Source organism: Acidovorax sp. GW823-FHT01C06 (assembly GCF_058798375.1).
Map to the genome: position 1 here is coordinate 477,020 of NZ_JBXAKN010000002.1, position 15,693 is coordinate 492,712.

The window sequence follows — 15,693 nt, forward strand, 5'->3', positions numbered from 1 at the left end:
AAGAATGGAAACACCTTCTTGCGCTTGTTCAGCATGCCCAAGCAGCTATTCTTTTCGTAGCGAAGAGGCCACGGTTTTCACACATTCGCGCAACCACGCGGCAGCGGCGGAGTGGTGCGTGCGCGCATGCCACAGCTGGTAGTACATGAGGCGCGGAAAAGGCACCGGGCACGGCAGGATGGCCAGCGGCAGCTGCTCCACATAACGCTCGCAATACTGGCGGCCCGTGGTCAGCACCAGCAGGCTCGAGGCCACGATGCTGGGGATGAGGCTGAAATGCGCGCAGCGCGCCGTGATGTGGCGCTGCATGCCCAGGTTGTCCAGGTGGGCGTCGATCACGCCGCGCGCGCCGGGGTGGGTGGGCGTGGGCGCGATGTGTTCGGCCGCCAACCAGCTTTCCACGTCCCAGCCGCGCCGCACGGCGGGGTGGTCCTTGCCCACCAGGCAGACGACCTCGTCGCCGAACAGGCGGCCCATGTGCAGGTCGTCCGGCGGCTGCGGCCAGTTGCCGATCACCACGTCCACCTCGCCCTGCGCCAGGTGCGCATGGTAGTGCGCGTCGGCCGAGAGGGGCAGGATCTCGATGGGACACAGCGGGGCCTCCACCTTGATGCGGGACACCAGCTGGGGCAGGAAGAGCGGATCGAGGTAGTCGCTGGCGGCCACGCGGAAGGTGCGGGTGGCGGTGCGCGGATCAAACCCGCGCGCATCCGAGAACAGCGCCTCGGCCGAGCGCAGGATGGCGCCCGCGGGCTCCACCATGCGCAGCGCGGCGTCGGTGGGCATCATGCTGGCGCCCGAGCGCACCAGCAGCGGGTCGCCCGCCAGGTCGCGCAGGCGCTTGAGCGCGGCCGACACCGCCGGCTGGTGCATGCCCAGGCGGACGGCGGCCCTCGATACGCTGCGTTCTGTGAGCACGGTGTGCAACACCCTTATGAGATGGAGGTCTATCTTGTCGAAAAGGGCGTGGTCTCTCATAGCAGTGCGTGCATTGATGTCATAAGCTTGTACTTATGCTGGCGGCCATTGGGCGCCCTACCCTCTGATGAACACGACTTGCGCAAAACAGGGCTCAGGCAAACCGCATCGCTCCAAGGCAATGCGGACGTCGCATCCCGATGTGCGCAGGTCCTCATGAATTGACAGCAATCGAAGAAGCGGCATCCGTCATGACCACCCAACCCTTGCAATTCCTGCGCCGCGGCCAGCCCGTGGCGCTGGGCAATGTACCACCCGATCGCACGCTGCTGGAGGTGCTGCGCGAAGACCTGGGCAACACCGGCACCAAGGAGGGCTGCGGCGAAGGCGACTGCGGCGCCTGCACCGTGGTGCTGGGCGAGGCACGGGACGGCAAGGTGCACTACAGCGCGGTGAACAGCTGCATCCGGCTGGCGCATTCGGTCCACGGCATGGCGCTGTGGACGGTGGAGGACCTGGCGGAAGACCCGTTGATCCAGCCCGTGGGCGATGCCGCCCCGGCTCCTCGTCCACCCATCACACTGCATCCCGCACAAGAGGCGATGGTTCAGTGCCACGGTTCTCAATGCGGTTTTTGCACCCCCGGTTTTGTGATGAGCCTCTTTGGGATGTACCAGAAACACATCGCCCCCACGCTCCCCACTGCGTGTGGTTCGCGGCCCCCATCCGGGGAAGGGCCCCCGGATTCCCGCGCGCCCGGGGCCCTCGCGCCTAGGGGCGGCCCGTCGGCGCTCGACCACGTCCGCCACGGCCAACCCATCACCCGCGAACTGGCGCAGGAAGAACTCTCCGGCAACCTGTGCCGCTGCACGGGCTACCGCCCCATCCTGGACGCCGCGCAGCACATGGCCGCCCTGCCCGCAATGGCTGTGAACGAACCTCTTTTGCTACAAAAACTGGAGCTAATCGCGCTTATCCATCCAGCGCCAGAGGCCAATTCTTCTTATATTTCACCCACCACGCTCACCGATCTGCTGGCCGCGCGCGCCGCGCACCCCGCGGCCCAGGTGGTGGCAGGCTGCACCGACGTGGGCCTGTGGGTGACCAAGCAGCACAAGCAATACGAAAGCATCCTGGACGTGACCCGCGTGGCCGAACTGCGGCAGGTTCAACAGGACGCGCACCACATCACGCTCGGCGCCGCCGTCACCCTGACCGACGCGTTTGCCGCACTGACCGCGCAGTGGCCGCGGCTGCACACCTTTGCCACGCGCTTCGCGGGCCTGCCCGTGCGCAACTCGGGCACGCTGGGGGGCAACGTGGCCAACGGCTCGCCCATTGGCGACTCCATGCCGCTCCTGATCGCGCTGCGCGCCCAGGTGGTGCTGGCCAGCGTGCGGGGAGAACGCACCCTGGCGCTGGAAGACCTGTACACCGGCTACCGGCAGAACGTGATGGCACCCGACGAGCTGCTGGTGCGCATCGTGGTGCCCAGGCCGGGGGTCACGGAAGTGCTCAGGGCCTACAAGATTTCCAAGCGGTTTGACGATGACATCTCCGCCGTGTGCCTGGTCATCAACCTGGACATCGAAGCCGACGTGGTGCGCCGCGCCAGCATCGGCGCGGGCGGCGTGGCCGCCACCCCGGCCCGCGCCCGCCAGACCGAAGCCGCGCTGACCGGCCAGCCGTGGAACGCCGACACCATTGCCCGCGCCGCACAAGCGCTGCAGGGCGAGTTCAACCCCATCTCGGACATGCGCGCCAGCGGTGCCTACCGCCGCACGGTGCTGGCCAGCCTGTTGCAGCGCTTCTGGCTGGAGAGCCAGGGCGAAGAGGCGGTGAGCGTGGAGAACTTCCGCCTGGAGGAAGCCGTATGAACCAGCGCGACACCTTGCCCGGCGGCCTGCCCGTGAGCCGCGATGCCGTGGACGACCCCGTGGTCGCCAGCGCCGACGCCCACGCCGCCGAACCCCTGGCCCCGCCGCAGGCCAGCGCGCCCGCCAGCACCCGCGCCATGGGCCAGTCGCACATCCACGAAAGCGCGCGTGCCCAGGTGGCGGGCGCGGCCCACTACATCGACGACCTGCCCGAGGTGAAGGGCACGCTCTATGCGGCGCCCATCCTCTCCACCGTGGCGCACGGCACCTTGAACGGCGTGGACGCCAGCGCCGCCCTGGCCCTGCCCGGCGTGCGCGGCGTGGTGCTGGCGGCCGACGTGCCCGGCGACAAGCTGCTGGCCGCCTTCGCGCACGACGAGCCCGTGTTCGCCATCGACACCGTGCAGCACGTCGGCCAGGTGATCGGCCTGGTGGTGGCCGACTCGGTGATGCAGGCGCGCCGCGCCGTGCGCGCCGTGAAGCTGGACATCACGCCGCTGCCCGCCATCCTCACCGTGAAGGAAGCGCTGCGGGCCGAAAGCTATGTGCTGCCGCCCGTGTTCGTGCGCCGGGGCGATGCGCAGGCCGGCCTCGCGCGGTCGGCGCACCGGCTGCAGGGCGCCTTCGAGGTGGGCGGGCAGGAGCACTTCTACCTCGAAGGCCAGATTGCCTACGCGCTGCCGCTGGAGCAAAGGCAGTGGTGGATCTATTCCAGCACCCAGCACCCGGGCGAAGTGCAGCACTGGGTGGCCCACGCCCTGGGGCTGGACAACCACGCGGTGCGCGTGGAGTGCCGGCGCATGGGCGGCGGCTTCGGCGGCAAGGAGACCCAGGCAGGCCACCTGGCCGTGTGGGCGGCGGTGGCGGCCAGCAAGTTCGGGCGCCCCGTCAAGCTGCGGCTCGACCGCGATGAAGACTTCATGGTCACCGGCAAGCGCCACCCGTTCGCGTACCAGTACGACGTGGGCTTTGACGGCGCGGGCCGCATCACCGGCCTCGCGCTGCACATGGCGGCCAACTGCGGTTTCAGCGCCGACCTGTCGGGGCCGGTGGCGGACCGCGCCGTGTTCCACAGCGACAACGCCTATTTCCTGAGCGACGTGGAGATCGCCTCCTACCGCTGCAAGACCAACACCCAGAGCCACACCGCGTTCCGCGGCTTTGGCGGGCCGCAGGGCGTGATCGTGATCGAGGCCATCCTGGGCGACATCGCGCGCGCCCTGGGCCGGGATGCCCAGGACGTGCGCCTGGCCAACCTGTACGGCAAGGACGCCGGGGAGGGTCGCAACGTCACCCACTACCAGATGACGGTGGAGGACAACATCCTGCACGAACTGATGCCGCAGCTGGAGCGCGACGCCGGCTACCGCGAGCGGCAGCACGCCATCGCGGCCTGGAACGCCACCAGCCCCGTGCTCAAGCGGGGCCTGGCGATCACGCCGGTCAAGTTCGGCATCAGCTTCACGGCCACGCTGTTCAACCAGGCCGGCGCGCTGGTGCATGTGTACACCGACGGCAGCGTGCAGGTGAACCACGGCGGCACCGAGATGGGCCAGGGCCTGCACACCAAGGTGGCGCAGATCGTGGCGGACGAACTGGGCGTGCCGCTGTCCCGGGTGCTCGTCACCGCCAGCGACACCAGCAAGGTGCCCAACGCCAGCGCCACGGCAGCGTCCAGCGGCACCGACCTGAACGGCCGCGCGGCGCAGTTCGCGGCGCGCAACGTGCGCGACAACCTCGCCTCCTTCGTGTGCGGGCTCGACAGCTGCGGCGCCGGCGCCATCCGCTTCGAGGGCGGGCAGGTGATCTCGCCCAAGAAGGTACGCCTGTTCGACGACGTGGTGAAGGAGGCGTACGCCAACCGCATCCAGCTGTGGAGCGACGGCTTCTACCGCACGCCCAAGATCCACTACGACAAGGCCACGCTCACGGGCCGGCCGTTCTACTACTTTGCCTACGGGGCCGCGTGCTCCGAGGTGGTCATCGACACGCTCACCGGCGAAAGCCGCGTGCTCAAGGTGGACATCCTGCACGACGTGGGCCACAGCATCAACCCGGCCATCGACATCGGCCAGATCGAGGGCGGCTTCGTGCAGGGCATGGGCTGGCTCACCACCGAGCAGCTGGTGTGGAACGACAAGGGCACCCTGGCCACGCACGCACCGAGCACCTACAAGATCCCGGCGACGGGGGACATCCCCGCGCACTTCCGCGTGAACCTGTGGCCCGAGGCGAACCGCGAGGACAACGTGGGCGGCAGCAAGGCGGTGGGCGAGCCGCCGTTCATGCTGGCGATCAGCGTGTACGAGGCGCTGCGCAATGCGGTGGCGGCGGGGCGTGGGGATGAAGCCACGGGGCCCGTGGTGCTGACGGCACCGGCGACCGCGGAGAATGTGCTGCGGGCATTGGGACGCCTGACGGACTGAGTGAGCCCCCGGGCACTGAGCGGCCCAGGCCGGCAGACGCCGCGGAACGGGCTTTGCCAGGCCGCTGGCGGCGTCCCCAGGGGGAAGACGCCAGGCGGCTCAGGGGGGCCTTTCATGCAGGCCCCAGCGCCATCCTCCCCGATGCGGTCGCCTGGTTCGCGTGCCGTGTCTCCACCCGGTTGCGCCCCGCCCGCTTGGCGTCATAGCAGGCCATGTCCGCCGCATACAGCACCGAGGGCACGTCCTGCAGGCTGGCATCGAGCACCACGAGGCCGATGCTCACCCCCAGCGTGAAGCTGCGCCCCTGGTACGAAGGCTCCCAGTCCTGCACGGAGGCACGCAGCTGCTCGGCCACGGCCTGGCCGCGCGCCAGCGCGCAGCCGGGCAGCACCACCGCGAACTCGTCGCCGCCCAGCCGCGCGGCCCAGCCGACCTGGCGCACCTGGGATTCGAGCAGGCGGGCCACATGGCGCAGCACATCGTCGCCCGCATCGTGGCCGGCGATGTCATTCACCACGGTGAAGTGGTCCAGGTCCAGGAACAGCACCACGCCGTCCCCGGCGGTGTCGCCGCCGTCCCCCTCCGGCGCGCGCGGCCGCGCCGAGCGCTCGGCCAGCAGCAGGCCCAGGCGCTCGTCGAACGCGCTGCGGTTGTAGAGCTGGGTGAGCGCGTCGTGCGTGCGCTCCCAGGCATGCTGCATCTGCGCCTCGCGCGCGGCGGTGATGTCCTCCAGGATCCAGACCGTGCCGCCACCCATCTCGTCGGGCCGCACGCCGCGGCCCTGCACACGGGCCCACACGGGCGAGCCGTCCTTGCGCATGAAGCAGACATCGCCGTCGAAGACACCGTGCGCGGCAAACTCGGCCTGCACCCGTTCGCCGATGCGCACATAGTCGGAATCATTGGCGTACAGGGTGCGGGCGGGTCGGCCCTGCAGCTCCCCTTCTGCGTAGCCCAGCATCACGCAGGCCTGGCGGCCCACCACCTCCAGGATGCCGTGGCGCGAGATGACGATGCCCACGGATGCGCTGTCCAGAACGGCCTGGAATTGCCCGTCCAGCGTGGCCTTGTGCTGCTGCTGCAGGCTGCCCTGCTGCACCATGCCCTGGAACACGCGCACGAGTTCGCCCACTTCGCCGTCCGCGCGCGGCCAGGCAATGTCCTGCACGGCCCCGGCCCGCGCGCCCCGGCGCAGCATCTGGCGCGCGCTGTGCGTGAGCTGCGCCAGGGGCTGGGCCATCCAGGCCATGAGCACGGCCACGAGCAGCATGCACAGCGCCATGCTGGCGGCGGCCAGCCACCAGGCCTCGCGCTGCGCGCCCTCCAGCGGCGCCAGCAGCGCCTGCGAGGGGCTGACGCGCGCCACGATCCACTGCGGCAGCGGCATGCCCGCCATGCTGACGATGTGCTGGGCCTCCAGGTGGGTCGTGCCCCGCCCCACCACAGGCTGGGACTGGTCGAGCCAACGGGCGTACACGGGGGCGAGGCCCGCCTCGTCGCGCACCTTGCCCAGGATGCGGGCGGGGTCCGAGTGCGACAGGATGGTGCCGTCGCGCGTGAAGACGATGAGCCGCGAGTCATCGCGCGCGGGCAGCGCCATGGACGGCGGCAGCAGCCCCTGGGACTGCAGCCGCAGCGCACCCGCCACCACGCCCAGCACGGCGCCATCCTCGCGGTGCAGCGGCATGGTGAACATCACGCGCGCATCGCCGGTGCGGCCCGCGATGAGCTCCGACACCAGCGGCTTGCCATCGATGAGCGTGCGGCGCAGGGCGTCGCGCTCGGCCGGGTCCAGGTCGGCCGCCTTTTCCAGGCGCCCCGCCCGCAGGTTCAGCCGCAGTTCGCCGTTGTCGCGGGCCACCTGCATGGCATCGAAGAACTGCACGGCCGGCAGGCCCTGCTGCAGCAGCCATTCGAGGGTGGACGGGGATTCCAGCATGCCCGGCGTGATGCCGGCGGCCACGGTGCGCAGCACCTTCTGGCTTTGTTCGATCTTGCTGGCCAGCAGGCGGGCCACGACCTCGACCTCGTCGGTCTGCTGGCTCACCACGCGCCGCACGGCCTCCTGCCCGGACGCCCGCGTGACGAGCCATGCCGACACCGTGCCCGACAGGGCCACCGCCAGCACCGCCGCCAGCATGAGCCGAAGCACCAGGGTCCCAGGCACAAACCAGCCCGGCGCGTCGTGCGGCGGCGCGGGGTGGGCGGGAGGCTTCATGGACACTCCGCTCTGGGAGCACCCCGGCAAGCACGGGAAGTGGCGTTGGGCATCGGAACGGGTCAAACCGGACAGGTCCCAACAAATATACGCAGCCCCTGCAGCCCGGGGCTTGGGTAGAACCCTCAGTGAAACCCAAGGACAAACCCTGAGCCACACTGCGGTCAAAGGACCATCCGCACCGGCGCCCCTTCCGCCGCGCGCCAGCCTCTGAAACTGGCGCGGACGGGGCGAGTGCCCCCGTGGAACTGGCTTTGCCAGGCCACCGGGTGCGCCCTCCTCCCGCGCAGCGAGAGCAGGGTCAAGGCGCGCAGCGACTCAGGGCGTGTTTTCTAGCAACCCGCCATGGACTGCAGCGCGCGGGGGTGGGGAAGGTTCAGCACGTTGCCGGTGCCGTGGATCAGGCCCAGCTCGCGCAGGTGGCGCAGCACGCGCGAGAAGGTCTCGGGCGCAATGCCCAGCTGCGCGGCGATCAGGCGCTTGCGCTGGTGCAGCGTGACCTGCATCGCACCGCTGTGGTCCTGCTCGGCATGCTTTAGCAGCCATTGCGCGCAGCGCGATTCGGCATCCTGCGCCAGGCGGCTCACGGCCAGCTCGGACTGCTGCCGGTAGCCCTGCGCCATGTCCAGCAGCAGGCCGCGCGCGCCCGCGGGCATTTCGGCCAGGCTGCGGTGAAATTCATCGATGGGCAGGCGGCGCACCTGCAGGCGCGTGTCGGCCACCATGTCCACCGGCAACGGCAGGCCCATCAGCGCCGACGCGGCGTCCAGCCAGAACGGCCCGTCCACGGCTCCCAGCTGGTGGCGCAGGTAGCCATCGTCCAGCACGCCGCGCAGCACGCGACCGCTTTCCAGGTGCAGCACGGACGTCAGCACCTCGTTGCGCCTGCGCAGCACTTCACCGGCGGCAATGACCTCGGTTTCGGCGGGCAGGGAGAAATAGATAGAGGGCAGCATGGGACGGACTGTGCCGTGCCGGCGCCCGCCGGGCATTGAGCAAGATCAAACCGGAACCTCGCCGCCGGCCCCGCCGCGCAGGGGCCTTGCGCCAGCACACGCGCGGCGGCGCACGACCCGGCCCCGGGGCGCGGCGCCGGCGGCCGGCAGAAACGTGACAGCTTGTAACCACATTGTCACAGCCCGCCGCTATCGTGGGCACCTTGCCCAGAGACCACCTATCCCACGCAATGCAGAACACTCCCTGGAGCCGGCTGGAGGCGATGCTGGCGCTGCTGTCGCCGGCCGCGCGCCATGGCACGGGCCCTCTGGCGGGGCTCATGCGCGAGGGGGGCCTGCACTGCGTTTTCCAGCCGCTGGCCGACCTGCGCGAAGGCAGCATCTATGCCCATGAGGCCCTGATCCGGGGACCTCGCGGCACGCCCTGGCACACCCCCGACGCATTGCTGGAGATGGCCCGGCGCGAGCGCATCCTGCAGGACTTCGAGCTGCTGTGCGTGTTCACCGCCCTCCAGCAATGGGGTGCGCAGGAGGCCCCCGGCCGCCTGTTCGTGAACATCAGCGCCGACGCGCTGGTGCACGGCGTGGCACTGGTCGGCGCCCAGAAACTGGGCGAGACGGTGCGCAGCTTCGGCGCGAGCGCGCGCATGCTGGTGCTGGAGATCACCGAGCATGAGCGCGTGTCCGACATGCCCCTGCTGCGCCAGGCCATCAAGGCCGTGCACGCCTGCGGCGCGCGCATGGCGCTGGACGACTTCGGCGACGGCCGCTCCAGCCTGCGGCTGTGGTCCGAGGTGAAGCCCGACTTCGTGAAGATCGACAAGTATTTCATCCGCGAGATCAGCGACCACCCCGAGAACCTGCAGATGCTGCAGGCCATCAAGGGCATCGCCGACGTGTTCGGCACCACGCTGATCGCCGAGGGCATCGAGACACGCGACGACCTGCGCGCGCTGCGCGACCTGGACATCCCCTACGGCCAGGGCTGGCTGCTGGGCCGCCCGGCCCGCACACCCCGCGAGACGGTGGACGGCCCCGCGCTGGAAGTGATGCAGGACCGCCGCGTGGCCGTGCTGCCCCACCTGGGGCAGACGGCGCGCCCGGGCATCCTGCGCAGCGTGCTGGTGGTGCAGGCACCCACCGCCGCGCCCGCCACCAGCAATGACGCGGTGGCGGCGATGTTCCACGAACGCACCGACCTGCATGCGCTGGCCGTGGTGGACGGCACGCGCCCCGTGGCGCTCATCAACCGCCAGCAGTTCATGAACCACTACGCCACGCTGTACTTCCGCGAAGTGCATGGCCGCAAGCCATGCCTGGCCTTCGCCAACCAGGCCCCGCGCGTGGTGGAACTGGACTGCGACGTGGACCAGCTCGTGGGCATCCTCACCTCGCAGGACCAGCGCTACCTGAGCGACGGCTACATCGTGACCGACAACGGCCGCTACCTGGGCCTGGGCACGGGCGACCAGCTGGTGCGCGCCGTGACCGAGACGCGCATCGAGGCGGCGCGGCACGCCAACCCGCTGACCTTCCTGCCCGGCAACATCCCCATCAGCCTGCACATGCAGCGCCTGCTGGACCACCACACCGAGTTCGTCGCCTGCTATGCGGACCTGAACAACTTCAAGCCCTTCAACGACCACTACGGCTACTGGCGCGGCGACCAGATGATCCGCCTGGTGGCGCGCCTGGCCACGGCGCACTGCGACGCGCGGCGCGACTTCGTGGGCCATGTGGGCGGGGACGACTTCATGCTCGTGTTCCAGAGCAGCAACTGGCTGCAGCGCTGCAAGAACATCGTGGACGAATTCGCGCGCGAGGCGCTCACGCTGTTCGACGACGCTGCGCGGCAGGCCGGCGGCATCGACGCCGAGGACCGCCACGGCGTGCAGCGGTTCTTTCCGTGCACCACGCTGGCCATCGGCGCGGTGCGCATCACGCCCGGGCGCTTCCGCCATGCCGAGGAAGTGGCCAATCTGGCCGCGGTGGCCAAGCACGAGGCCAAGCAGGCGGCCACGGGGGTGGTGCTGCATGGCGGCTTCACCGAATCGAGCCTGGGCGCACTGGCCGCCACCCGCGCGCTGCAAGACGCGCTGGCGGCGTAGGGCGCCCAAAAATCACGCACCCCGGCGGGTGCCTGCATGGAACGGGTCCGGCCGGACCCCGGGTGGCCGTCCCCCGGGGTGAAGCGCGCAGGGGCTCAGGGAGTGCCCACCGCCGCTCCGGCCTCAAACCAGCGCTTGACCAGCGCCCGCTCGGCATCGGTCATGCCCGTGGCGTTGTTCATGGGCATGAGCTTTTGCACCACCACCTGCTGGTAGACGGCCTGCGCATGCTGCTTGACGCTGTCGGGCGCATCCAGCCGCAGGTTCTTCATCTGCACCTGCTCGCCATGGCACATGTAGCAGCGCTGGGCCAGCACGGGCTGCAGGGATGCATAGTCATTTTGACCTCCAGCGCTTTGCCCACCTGCGCCAGCAGCTCCTGAAACAGGAGCAGATCCCGCCACCGGCGCGGCAGGGGCCGCCACCGGCGCGGGGCGCATCCAGGCGATCACGCCCACGATGACCACCACCCCCACCAGCGCATACGGCAGCGGGTTGCCGTTGCGGCCCAGCTTGTGGCCGTGGCGCATCACGAAGAACTGGCGGATGGCGGCGCCCGCGAACATCATGAGGATGAGCACCAGCCAGTTCTGCGGGTGGCTCCAGGTGAAGCTGTAGTGGTTGCTCAGCATGGCGAACAGCACGGGCAGCGTGAAGTACGTGTTGTGCACGCTGCGCTGCTTGCCGCGCTTGCCGTGGATGGGGTCCACGGGCTCGCCGGCCTTGATCTGCGCGATCACCGTGCGCTGGCCGGGGATGATCCAGAAGAACACGTTGGCGCTCATGGCCGTGGCGATCATCGCGCCCACCAGCAGGAAGGCCGCGCGGCCCGCGAACCAGTGGCAGGCCAGCCAGGAGGCGATGCACACCAGCACGAGCACCAGCGCCCCCACGATGGCGTCGCCGTTCTTCTTTTGCCCGAAGAGGCGGCAGATCGCGTCGTACAACAGCCAGAACACCACGAAGAACGCCAGCGCCACCACGATGGCCGTGGCGGGGGCCCAGTCCATGCGCGACTTGTCGATGAGGTAGGTGCTGGCGCTGTAGAGATACGACACCGTGAACAGCGCGAACCCGCTGATCCAGGTGCTGTAGCTCTCCCAGAAGAACCAGTGCAGGTGGCCGGGCAGCTTCGGGGGCGACACGGCGAACTTGACCGGGTGGTAGAACCCGCCGCCATGCACGGCCCAGAGCTCGCCGCTCACGCCCTGCTTCTTCAGGTCCTCGTCCTCGGGCGGCGTGAGGCTGCTGTCCAGGAAGACAAAATAGAACGAGGAGCCGATCCAGGCGATGGCGGTGATGACGTGGACCCAGCGCAGCAGCAGGTTGGCCCAGTCGAGAAAGTAGCTTTCCATGGAAGTCTCTCAACTTTGGCGGCGCGAAGGCGCCGCCTTTGTGCAACCTGCTCACCACTGCGGGCGCTCTGAGCAGAAGAAGGGGGTCGCGCACCTTGGCAGAGATTCTGCCGGGGCACCGCTGCGACCCATGAAATACCGAATCAGGACAGTGAAAAGTGTATGCAGAAATTGTTCTCGATTCCAGCCCCCTCGAAGGCACGCAGGAGCGGAGTTACCCTCAGAACCCGTTCGCGCCCCCACCGCCCAGGGTCTGCAGGAGCTGCGCGGCCACGGCCACGGCGATGACCTCCGGCTCCTTGCCGTCGATGCCCCGGATGCCGATGGGGCAGGTGACCTGCGCCAGTTCCTCCTGCGCGAACCCGCGCCCATGCAGGCGGTTTGCGAACGTCGCCCACTTGGTCTTGCTGCCGATGAGCCCGATGAACGGCAGGTCGCGCCGCTCGCGCTGGCGGCGCAGGCAGGCGGCCACCACGTCCAGGTCCTCGGCATGGCTGAAGCTCATGATCAGCACGCGGGTGCCAGAGGCCAGGTCCGGCACCGCCAGCTGCACCGGGTCGGAGTGTTCGCAGGCCACGCCGTCCGGCGCCGGCTGCGGAAAGATCCCGTCGCGGCTGTCGATCCAGGTCAGCGCGAACGGCAGCGGCGCCAGCACCCGGGCCAGCGCGTGGCCCACATGCCCGCCGCCGAACAGCGCCACCGGATGCCGGCGCGGCGACAGGCGCGCGCGCAGGCGGTCGGCCAGGGCCTGGTCGGCGGGTGCGGACAGCGTCTCGAATTCGAGGTGCACCACGCCCCCGCAGCACTGCCCCAGCGCCGGGCCCAGCGCATAGCGCATGCGGGCCGGGCCGGGCACGCCCCCCAGGCGCCGGCGGGCCTCGGCAATGGCCTGGTGCTCCAGGTGGCCGCCGCCGATGGTGCCCACTATCCGCTCGGCGAACACGGCCATCCAGGCCCCGGCTTCACGCGGCACCGAGCCTTCGGTAGACTCCACCCTTACCAGACAGGCGGGCGCGGCCGCAAGGCCGTCCAGCAGTAAAAGCACATCAGTCAATCCAGATCCTTCGCGCCATCGGGGTCCCAGGGTCCCCGTTCCGTTCCAGCCCACACCAGCCATCATGCCGTCCCCAGCCCCCGAGCGCACCCCCAGTACCCGCAGCCACTGGCTGCTCGCCGGGCTCATGGCCGCCATCGCAGCGCTGGTGGCGGCATGCAAGTCGGCTCCCGAACCTGCGCCGCCCGCGCAGGACAGCCGTGCGCCCAGCACCGATGCCTCCAGCGGCGTCAAGGGCCCCGTGCCCGCAAGCGCCGGTTCGGCCCGCGCCTCGGCGGCGACCACCCCCCGGGCGTACCGGCAGGACGCCGCCACCCACCTCTACGGCCTGAACGCGCAGCGCGTGTTCAAGGGCAAGCTGCCCCCCATGCTGTATGCGATCGGCGTGCTGGAGGTGGATATCGACCGCGCTGGCAAGGTGACGCGCCTGCGGTGGATGCGCGCCCCGCGCCACGCCCCCGAGGTGGTCGCGGAAATCGAGCGCACCGTGCGCGCAGCGGCGCCCTTCCCGGTGCCCGCGCGCCTGGGCAAGGTCACCTACACCGACACCTGGCTGTGGGACAAGAGCGGGCATTTCCAGCTCGATACCTTGACCGAAGGGCAGCTGTAGGCACATCCCCGTGCGCGCGGGCCCTGGCTGGGCCCCGCCCCTCACGACCCGCGATAGGTCGAATAGCTCCACGGGCTCACCAGCAGCGGCACGTGGTAGTGCTGGTCGGCGTGCGCGATGCCGAAATCCAGGCTCACCAGGTTCAGGAAATTGGGTTCGGGCAGCTGCACGCCGCGCGCCTTGAAGTAGCCCGCCACATTGAAGCTGAGCCGGTAGGTGCCGGCGCGCAGGGTCGCATTGTCGAACAGCGGCGCATCGGTGCGGCCGTCATGGTTCAACACCAGGCGCTTGATGAGGGTGGCGTTGTCGCCGTCGGTGGAATACAGGGCGATCTCCATGCCGGCCGCGGGGCAGCCGTTCATGGTGTCCAGAACGTGGGTGCTCAATCCCATAGGGAATCTCCTGAAGTGGGGACCACGGCCGATCGGCGAGGATTGCCAGATCGCAGCGTGTAGACCAAAAGTGTATACACTTTTCGCCATCCAACGTATCATGCAACCATGGAATCTTCATCCACCAGTGCCATTGTCGACGCGTTGACCCGCGCCATCGTCGAGCACCGCCTGCAGCCGGGCACCAAGCTGGCCGAGCAGAAACTGGCCGACCATTTCGGCGTGTCGCGCACGCTGGTGCGCCAGGCGCTGTTCCAGCTCGCGCAGAACCGCCTCGTCACGCTGGAGCCCGCGCGCGGCGCGTTCGTGTCCACCCCCTCGGTCGAAGAGGCCCGCCAGGTGTTCGCCGTGCGACGCATGCTCGAGACCGAGATGACGCGGGCCTTCGTGCAGACCGTGACCCCCGCCAAGATCAAGGCCCTGCGCGCCCACGTCGCCAGCGAGAAGGCCGCCATGGGCACGGCCGATGCGAGCAGCCGCACCGAGCTGCTGGGCGACTTCCATGTGCGCATGGCCGAGCTCATGGGCAACGAGGTGCTGGCGCAGATGCTGGGCGACCTGATCTCTCGCTGTGCCCTCATCACGCTGATGTACCAGTCGGCCAGCGCCGCCGAACACTCCCACGAGGAGCATGGCGACATCGTGGCCGCGCTCGCCGCGCGCGACGAGGCCCTGGCCGTCTCCCTCATGCAGGCCCACCTGGAGCACGTGGAAGCCAGCCTGACCTTCGACCGCAAGCGCCCGGCCAGCGACCTGGCCGCCGCGCTCAGCACGTGACATCCCAGCGCGTGACAGACCCCTTGAATCCTTCATGCCCATGATCTACGACTCCACCCAGCCCTACCCCCGCGACCTCATCGGCTACGGCAAGACCCCGCCCCATGCGCAATGGCCGGGCGGTGCGCGCATCGCCGTGCAGTTCGTGCTCAACTACGAAGAAGGCGGCGAGAACGCCGTGCTGCACGGCGACGCGGGCAGCGAGCAGTTCCTGTCCGAAATGTTCAACCCCGCGAGCTACCCCGAGCGGCACATGAGCATGGAAGGCATCTACGAATACGGTTCGCGCGCCGGCGTGTGGCGCATCCTGCGGGAGTTCGAAAAGCGCAAGCTGCCGCTCACCGTGTTCGGCGTGTCGAGCGCACTGCAGCGCCACCCCGAGCTGACCCAGGCGTTCGTGCAGCTGGGCCACGAGATCGCCTGCCACGGCCTCAAGTGGATCCACTACCAGCATGTGCCCGAAGAGGTCGAGCGCGCCCACATGGCCGAGGCCATGGAGATCATCCAGCGCATGACCGGACACAGGGCCCTGGGCTGGTACACCGGCCGCGACAGCCCCAACACCCGCCGCCTCGTGGCCGACTTCGGTGGCTTCGAGTACGACAGCGACTACTACGGCGACGACCTGCCGTTCTGGATGGACGTGAAAAAGAGCAATGGCACCACCGCGCCCCAGCTCATCGTGCCCTACACGCTCGACTGCAACGACATGCGCTTCGCGCTGCCGCAGGGCTACTCGCACGCCGACCCGTTCTTCCAGTACATGAAGGACACGTTCGACGCGCTGTACGCCGAAGGCGACCCGGCTGGCGACAACGCGCCCAAGATGATGAGCATCGGCATGCACTGCCGCCTGCTGGGCCGGCCCGGCCGCATCACCGCGCTGCAGCGTTTCCTGGACCACATCCAGCAGCACAGCGACGTGTGGGTGTGCCGCCGTATCGACATCGCGCGCCACTGGAAACAGGCGCACCCCTACCCTTCACAGAAAGCAGGCTGACC

General features: G+C 69.3%; 12 protein-coding genes. 6 read left to right on the top strand and 6 right to left on the bottom strand.

Features of this window, described 5'->3' with window-relative positions:
* Nucleotides 1–45: 45 nt before the first annotated feature.
* The gene (locus AC1RCS_RS07780) at nt 46–978 is read right to left on the bottom strand and encodes a LysR family transcriptional regulator (RefSeq protein WP_218293621.1); all 933 of its coding nucleotides are present in this window, start codon (nt 976–978) and stop codon (nt 46–48) included.
* A gap of 191 nt (nt 979–1,169) precedes the next feature.
* On the opposite strand from AC1RCS_RS07780, the gene AC1RCS_RS07785 reads away from it, so the two are divergent.
* Nucleotides 1,170–2,795: a xanthine dehydrogenase small subunit gene (locus tag AC1RCS_RS07785; protein WP_492244199.1), complete on the top strand. Its 1,626-nt coding sequence runs from the start codon at nt 1,170–1,172 to the stop codon at nt 2,793–2,795.
* Nucleotides 2,792–5,221, top strand: coding sequence for a xanthine dehydrogenase molybdopterin binding subunit (gene xdhB / locus AC1RCS_RS07790; RefSeq protein ID WP_492244200.1), 2,430 nt, complete (start codon nt 2,792–2,794; stop codon nt 5,219–5,221). Before AC1RCS_RS07785 ends, xdhB begins: the two co-directional genes overlap by 4 nt.
* A gap of 112 nt (nt 5,222–5,333) precedes the next feature.
* On the opposite strand, the gene AC1RCS_RS07795 is transcribed toward xdhB, so the two are convergent.
* Nucleotides 5,334–7,439, bottom strand: a complete 2,106-nt coding sequence (locus AC1RCS_RS07795; RefSeq protein ID WP_218293618.1) for a diguanylate cyclase domain-containing protein — start codon at nt 7,437–7,439, stop codon at nt 5,334–5,336.
* Between the two features lie 332 nt (nt 7,440–7,771).
* Entirely contained in the window at nt 7,772–8,395 is a 624-nt protein-coding gene (locus AC1RCS_RS07800) for a Crp/Fnr family transcriptional regulator (RefSeq protein ID WP_218293617.1), read from the bottom strand.
* A 230-nt stretch (nt 8,396–8,625) separates the two neighbouring features.
* Here AC1RCS_RS07800 and AC1RCS_RS07805 point away from each other — a divergent pair, with 230 nt between their 5' ends.
* The gene (locus tag AC1RCS_RS07805; protein ID WP_369641743.1) at nt 8,626–10,503 is read left to right on the top strand and encodes an EAL domain-containing protein; all 1,878 of its coding nucleotides are present in this window, start codon (nt 8,626–8,628) and stop codon (nt 10,501–10,503) included.
* Between the two features lie 95 nt (nt 10,504–10,598).
* Here the strand turns inward: AC1RCS_RS07805 and AC1RCS_RS07810 are convergent, their stop codons facing one another.
* Both AC1RCS_RS07810 and xdhC read right to left on the bottom strand, forming a co-directional pair.
* Nucleotides 10,599–11,858, bottom strand: a complete 1,260-nt coding sequence (locus AC1RCS_RS07810; RefSeq protein ID WP_369641742.1) for a urate hydroxylase PuuD — start codon at nt 11,856–11,858, stop codon at nt 10,599–10,601.
* Nucleotides 11,859–12,078: 220 nt separating this feature from the next.
* Nucleotides 12,079–12,912: a xanthine dehydrogenase accessory protein XdhC gene (xdhC, locus tag AC1RCS_RS07815; protein ID WP_255594503.1), complete on the bottom strand. Its 834-nt coding sequence runs from the start codon at nt 12,910–12,912 to the stop codon at nt 12,079–12,081.
* A gap of 127 nt (nt 12,913–13,039) precedes the next feature.
* On the opposite strand from xdhC, the gene AC1RCS_RS07820 reads away from it, so the two are divergent.
* Complete coding sequence (locus tag AC1RCS_RS07820) at nt 13,040–13,522, top strand: hypothetical protein (RefSeq protein ID WP_218294410.1); 483 nt, start codon at nt 13,040–13,042, stop codon at nt 13,520–13,522.
* A 41-nt stretch (nt 13,523–13,563) separates the two neighbouring features.
* Here the strand turns inward: AC1RCS_RS07820 and uraH are convergent, their stop codons facing one another.
* Complete coding sequence (gene uraH, locus AC1RCS_RS07825; RefSeq protein ID WP_218293615.1) at nt 13,564–13,914, bottom strand: hydroxyisourate hydrolase; 351 nt, start codon at nt 13,912–13,914, stop codon at nt 13,564–13,566.
* Between the two features lie 108 nt (nt 13,915–14,022).
* On the opposite strand from uraH, the gene AC1RCS_RS07830 reads away from it, so the two are divergent.
* Nucleotides 14,023–14,691, top strand: coding sequence for a GntR family transcriptional regulator (locus AC1RCS_RS07830; RefSeq protein WP_218293614.1), 669 nt, complete (start codon nt 14,023–14,025; stop codon nt 14,689–14,691).
* Between the two features lie 40 nt (nt 14,692–14,731).
* Nucleotides 14,732–15,691: an allantoinase PuuE gene (gene puuE, locus AC1RCS_RS07835; protein ID WP_492244259.1), complete on the top strand. Its 960-nt coding sequence runs from the start codon at nt 14,732–14,734 to the stop codon at nt 15,689–15,691.
* Nucleotides 15,692–15,693: the final 2 nt, after the last annotated feature.

Excerpts from the sequence above, each read along its gene's own strand:
- AC1RCS_RS07820 (WP_218294410.1), top strand. The coding sequence starts at position 13,040 with ATGGCCGCCATCGCAGCGCTGGTGGCGGCATGCAAGTCGGCTCCCGAA.
- AC1RCS_RS07795 (WP_218293618.1), bottom strand. The coding sequence starts at position 7,439 with ATGAAGCCTCCCGCCCACCCCGCGCCGCCGCACGACGCGCCGGGCTGG.
- AC1RCS_RS07830 (WP_218293614.1), top strand. The coding sequence starts at position 14,023 with ATGGAATCTTCATCCACCAGTGCCATTGTCGACGCGTTGACCCGCGCC.
- AC1RCS_RS07800 (WP_218293617.1), bottom strand. The coding sequence starts at position 8,395 with ATGCTGCCCTCTATCTATTTCTCCCTGCCCGCCGAAACCGAGGTCATT.
- xdhB (WP_492244200.1), top strand. The coding sequence starts at position 2,792 with ATGAACCAGCGCGACACCTTGCCCGGCGGCCTGCCCGTGAGCCGCGAT.
- AC1RCS_RS07780 (WP_218293621.1), bottom strand. The coding sequence starts at position 978 with ATGAGAGACCACGCCCTTTTCGACAAGATAGACCTCCATCTCATAAGG.
- AC1RCS_RS07810 (WP_369641742.1), bottom strand. The coding sequence starts at position 11,858 with ATGGAAAGCTACTTTCTCGACTGGGCCAACCTGCTGCTGCGCTGGGTC.
- uraH (WP_218293615.1), bottom strand. The coding sequence starts at position 13,914 with ATGGGATTGAGCACCCACGTTCTGGACACCATGAACGGCTGCCCCGCG.
- AC1RCS_RS07785 (WP_492244199.1), top strand. The coding sequence starts at position 1,170 with ATGACCACCCAACCCTTGCAATTCCTGCGCCGCGGCCAGCCCGTGGCG.
- puuE (WP_492244259.1), top strand. The coding sequence starts at position 14,732 with ATGATCTACGACTCCACCCAGCCCTACCCCCGCGACCTCATCGGCTAC.
- AC1RCS_RS07805 (WP_369641743.1), top strand. The coding sequence starts at position 8,626 with ATGCAGAACACTCCCTGGAGCCGGCTGGAGGCGATGCTGGCGCTGCTG.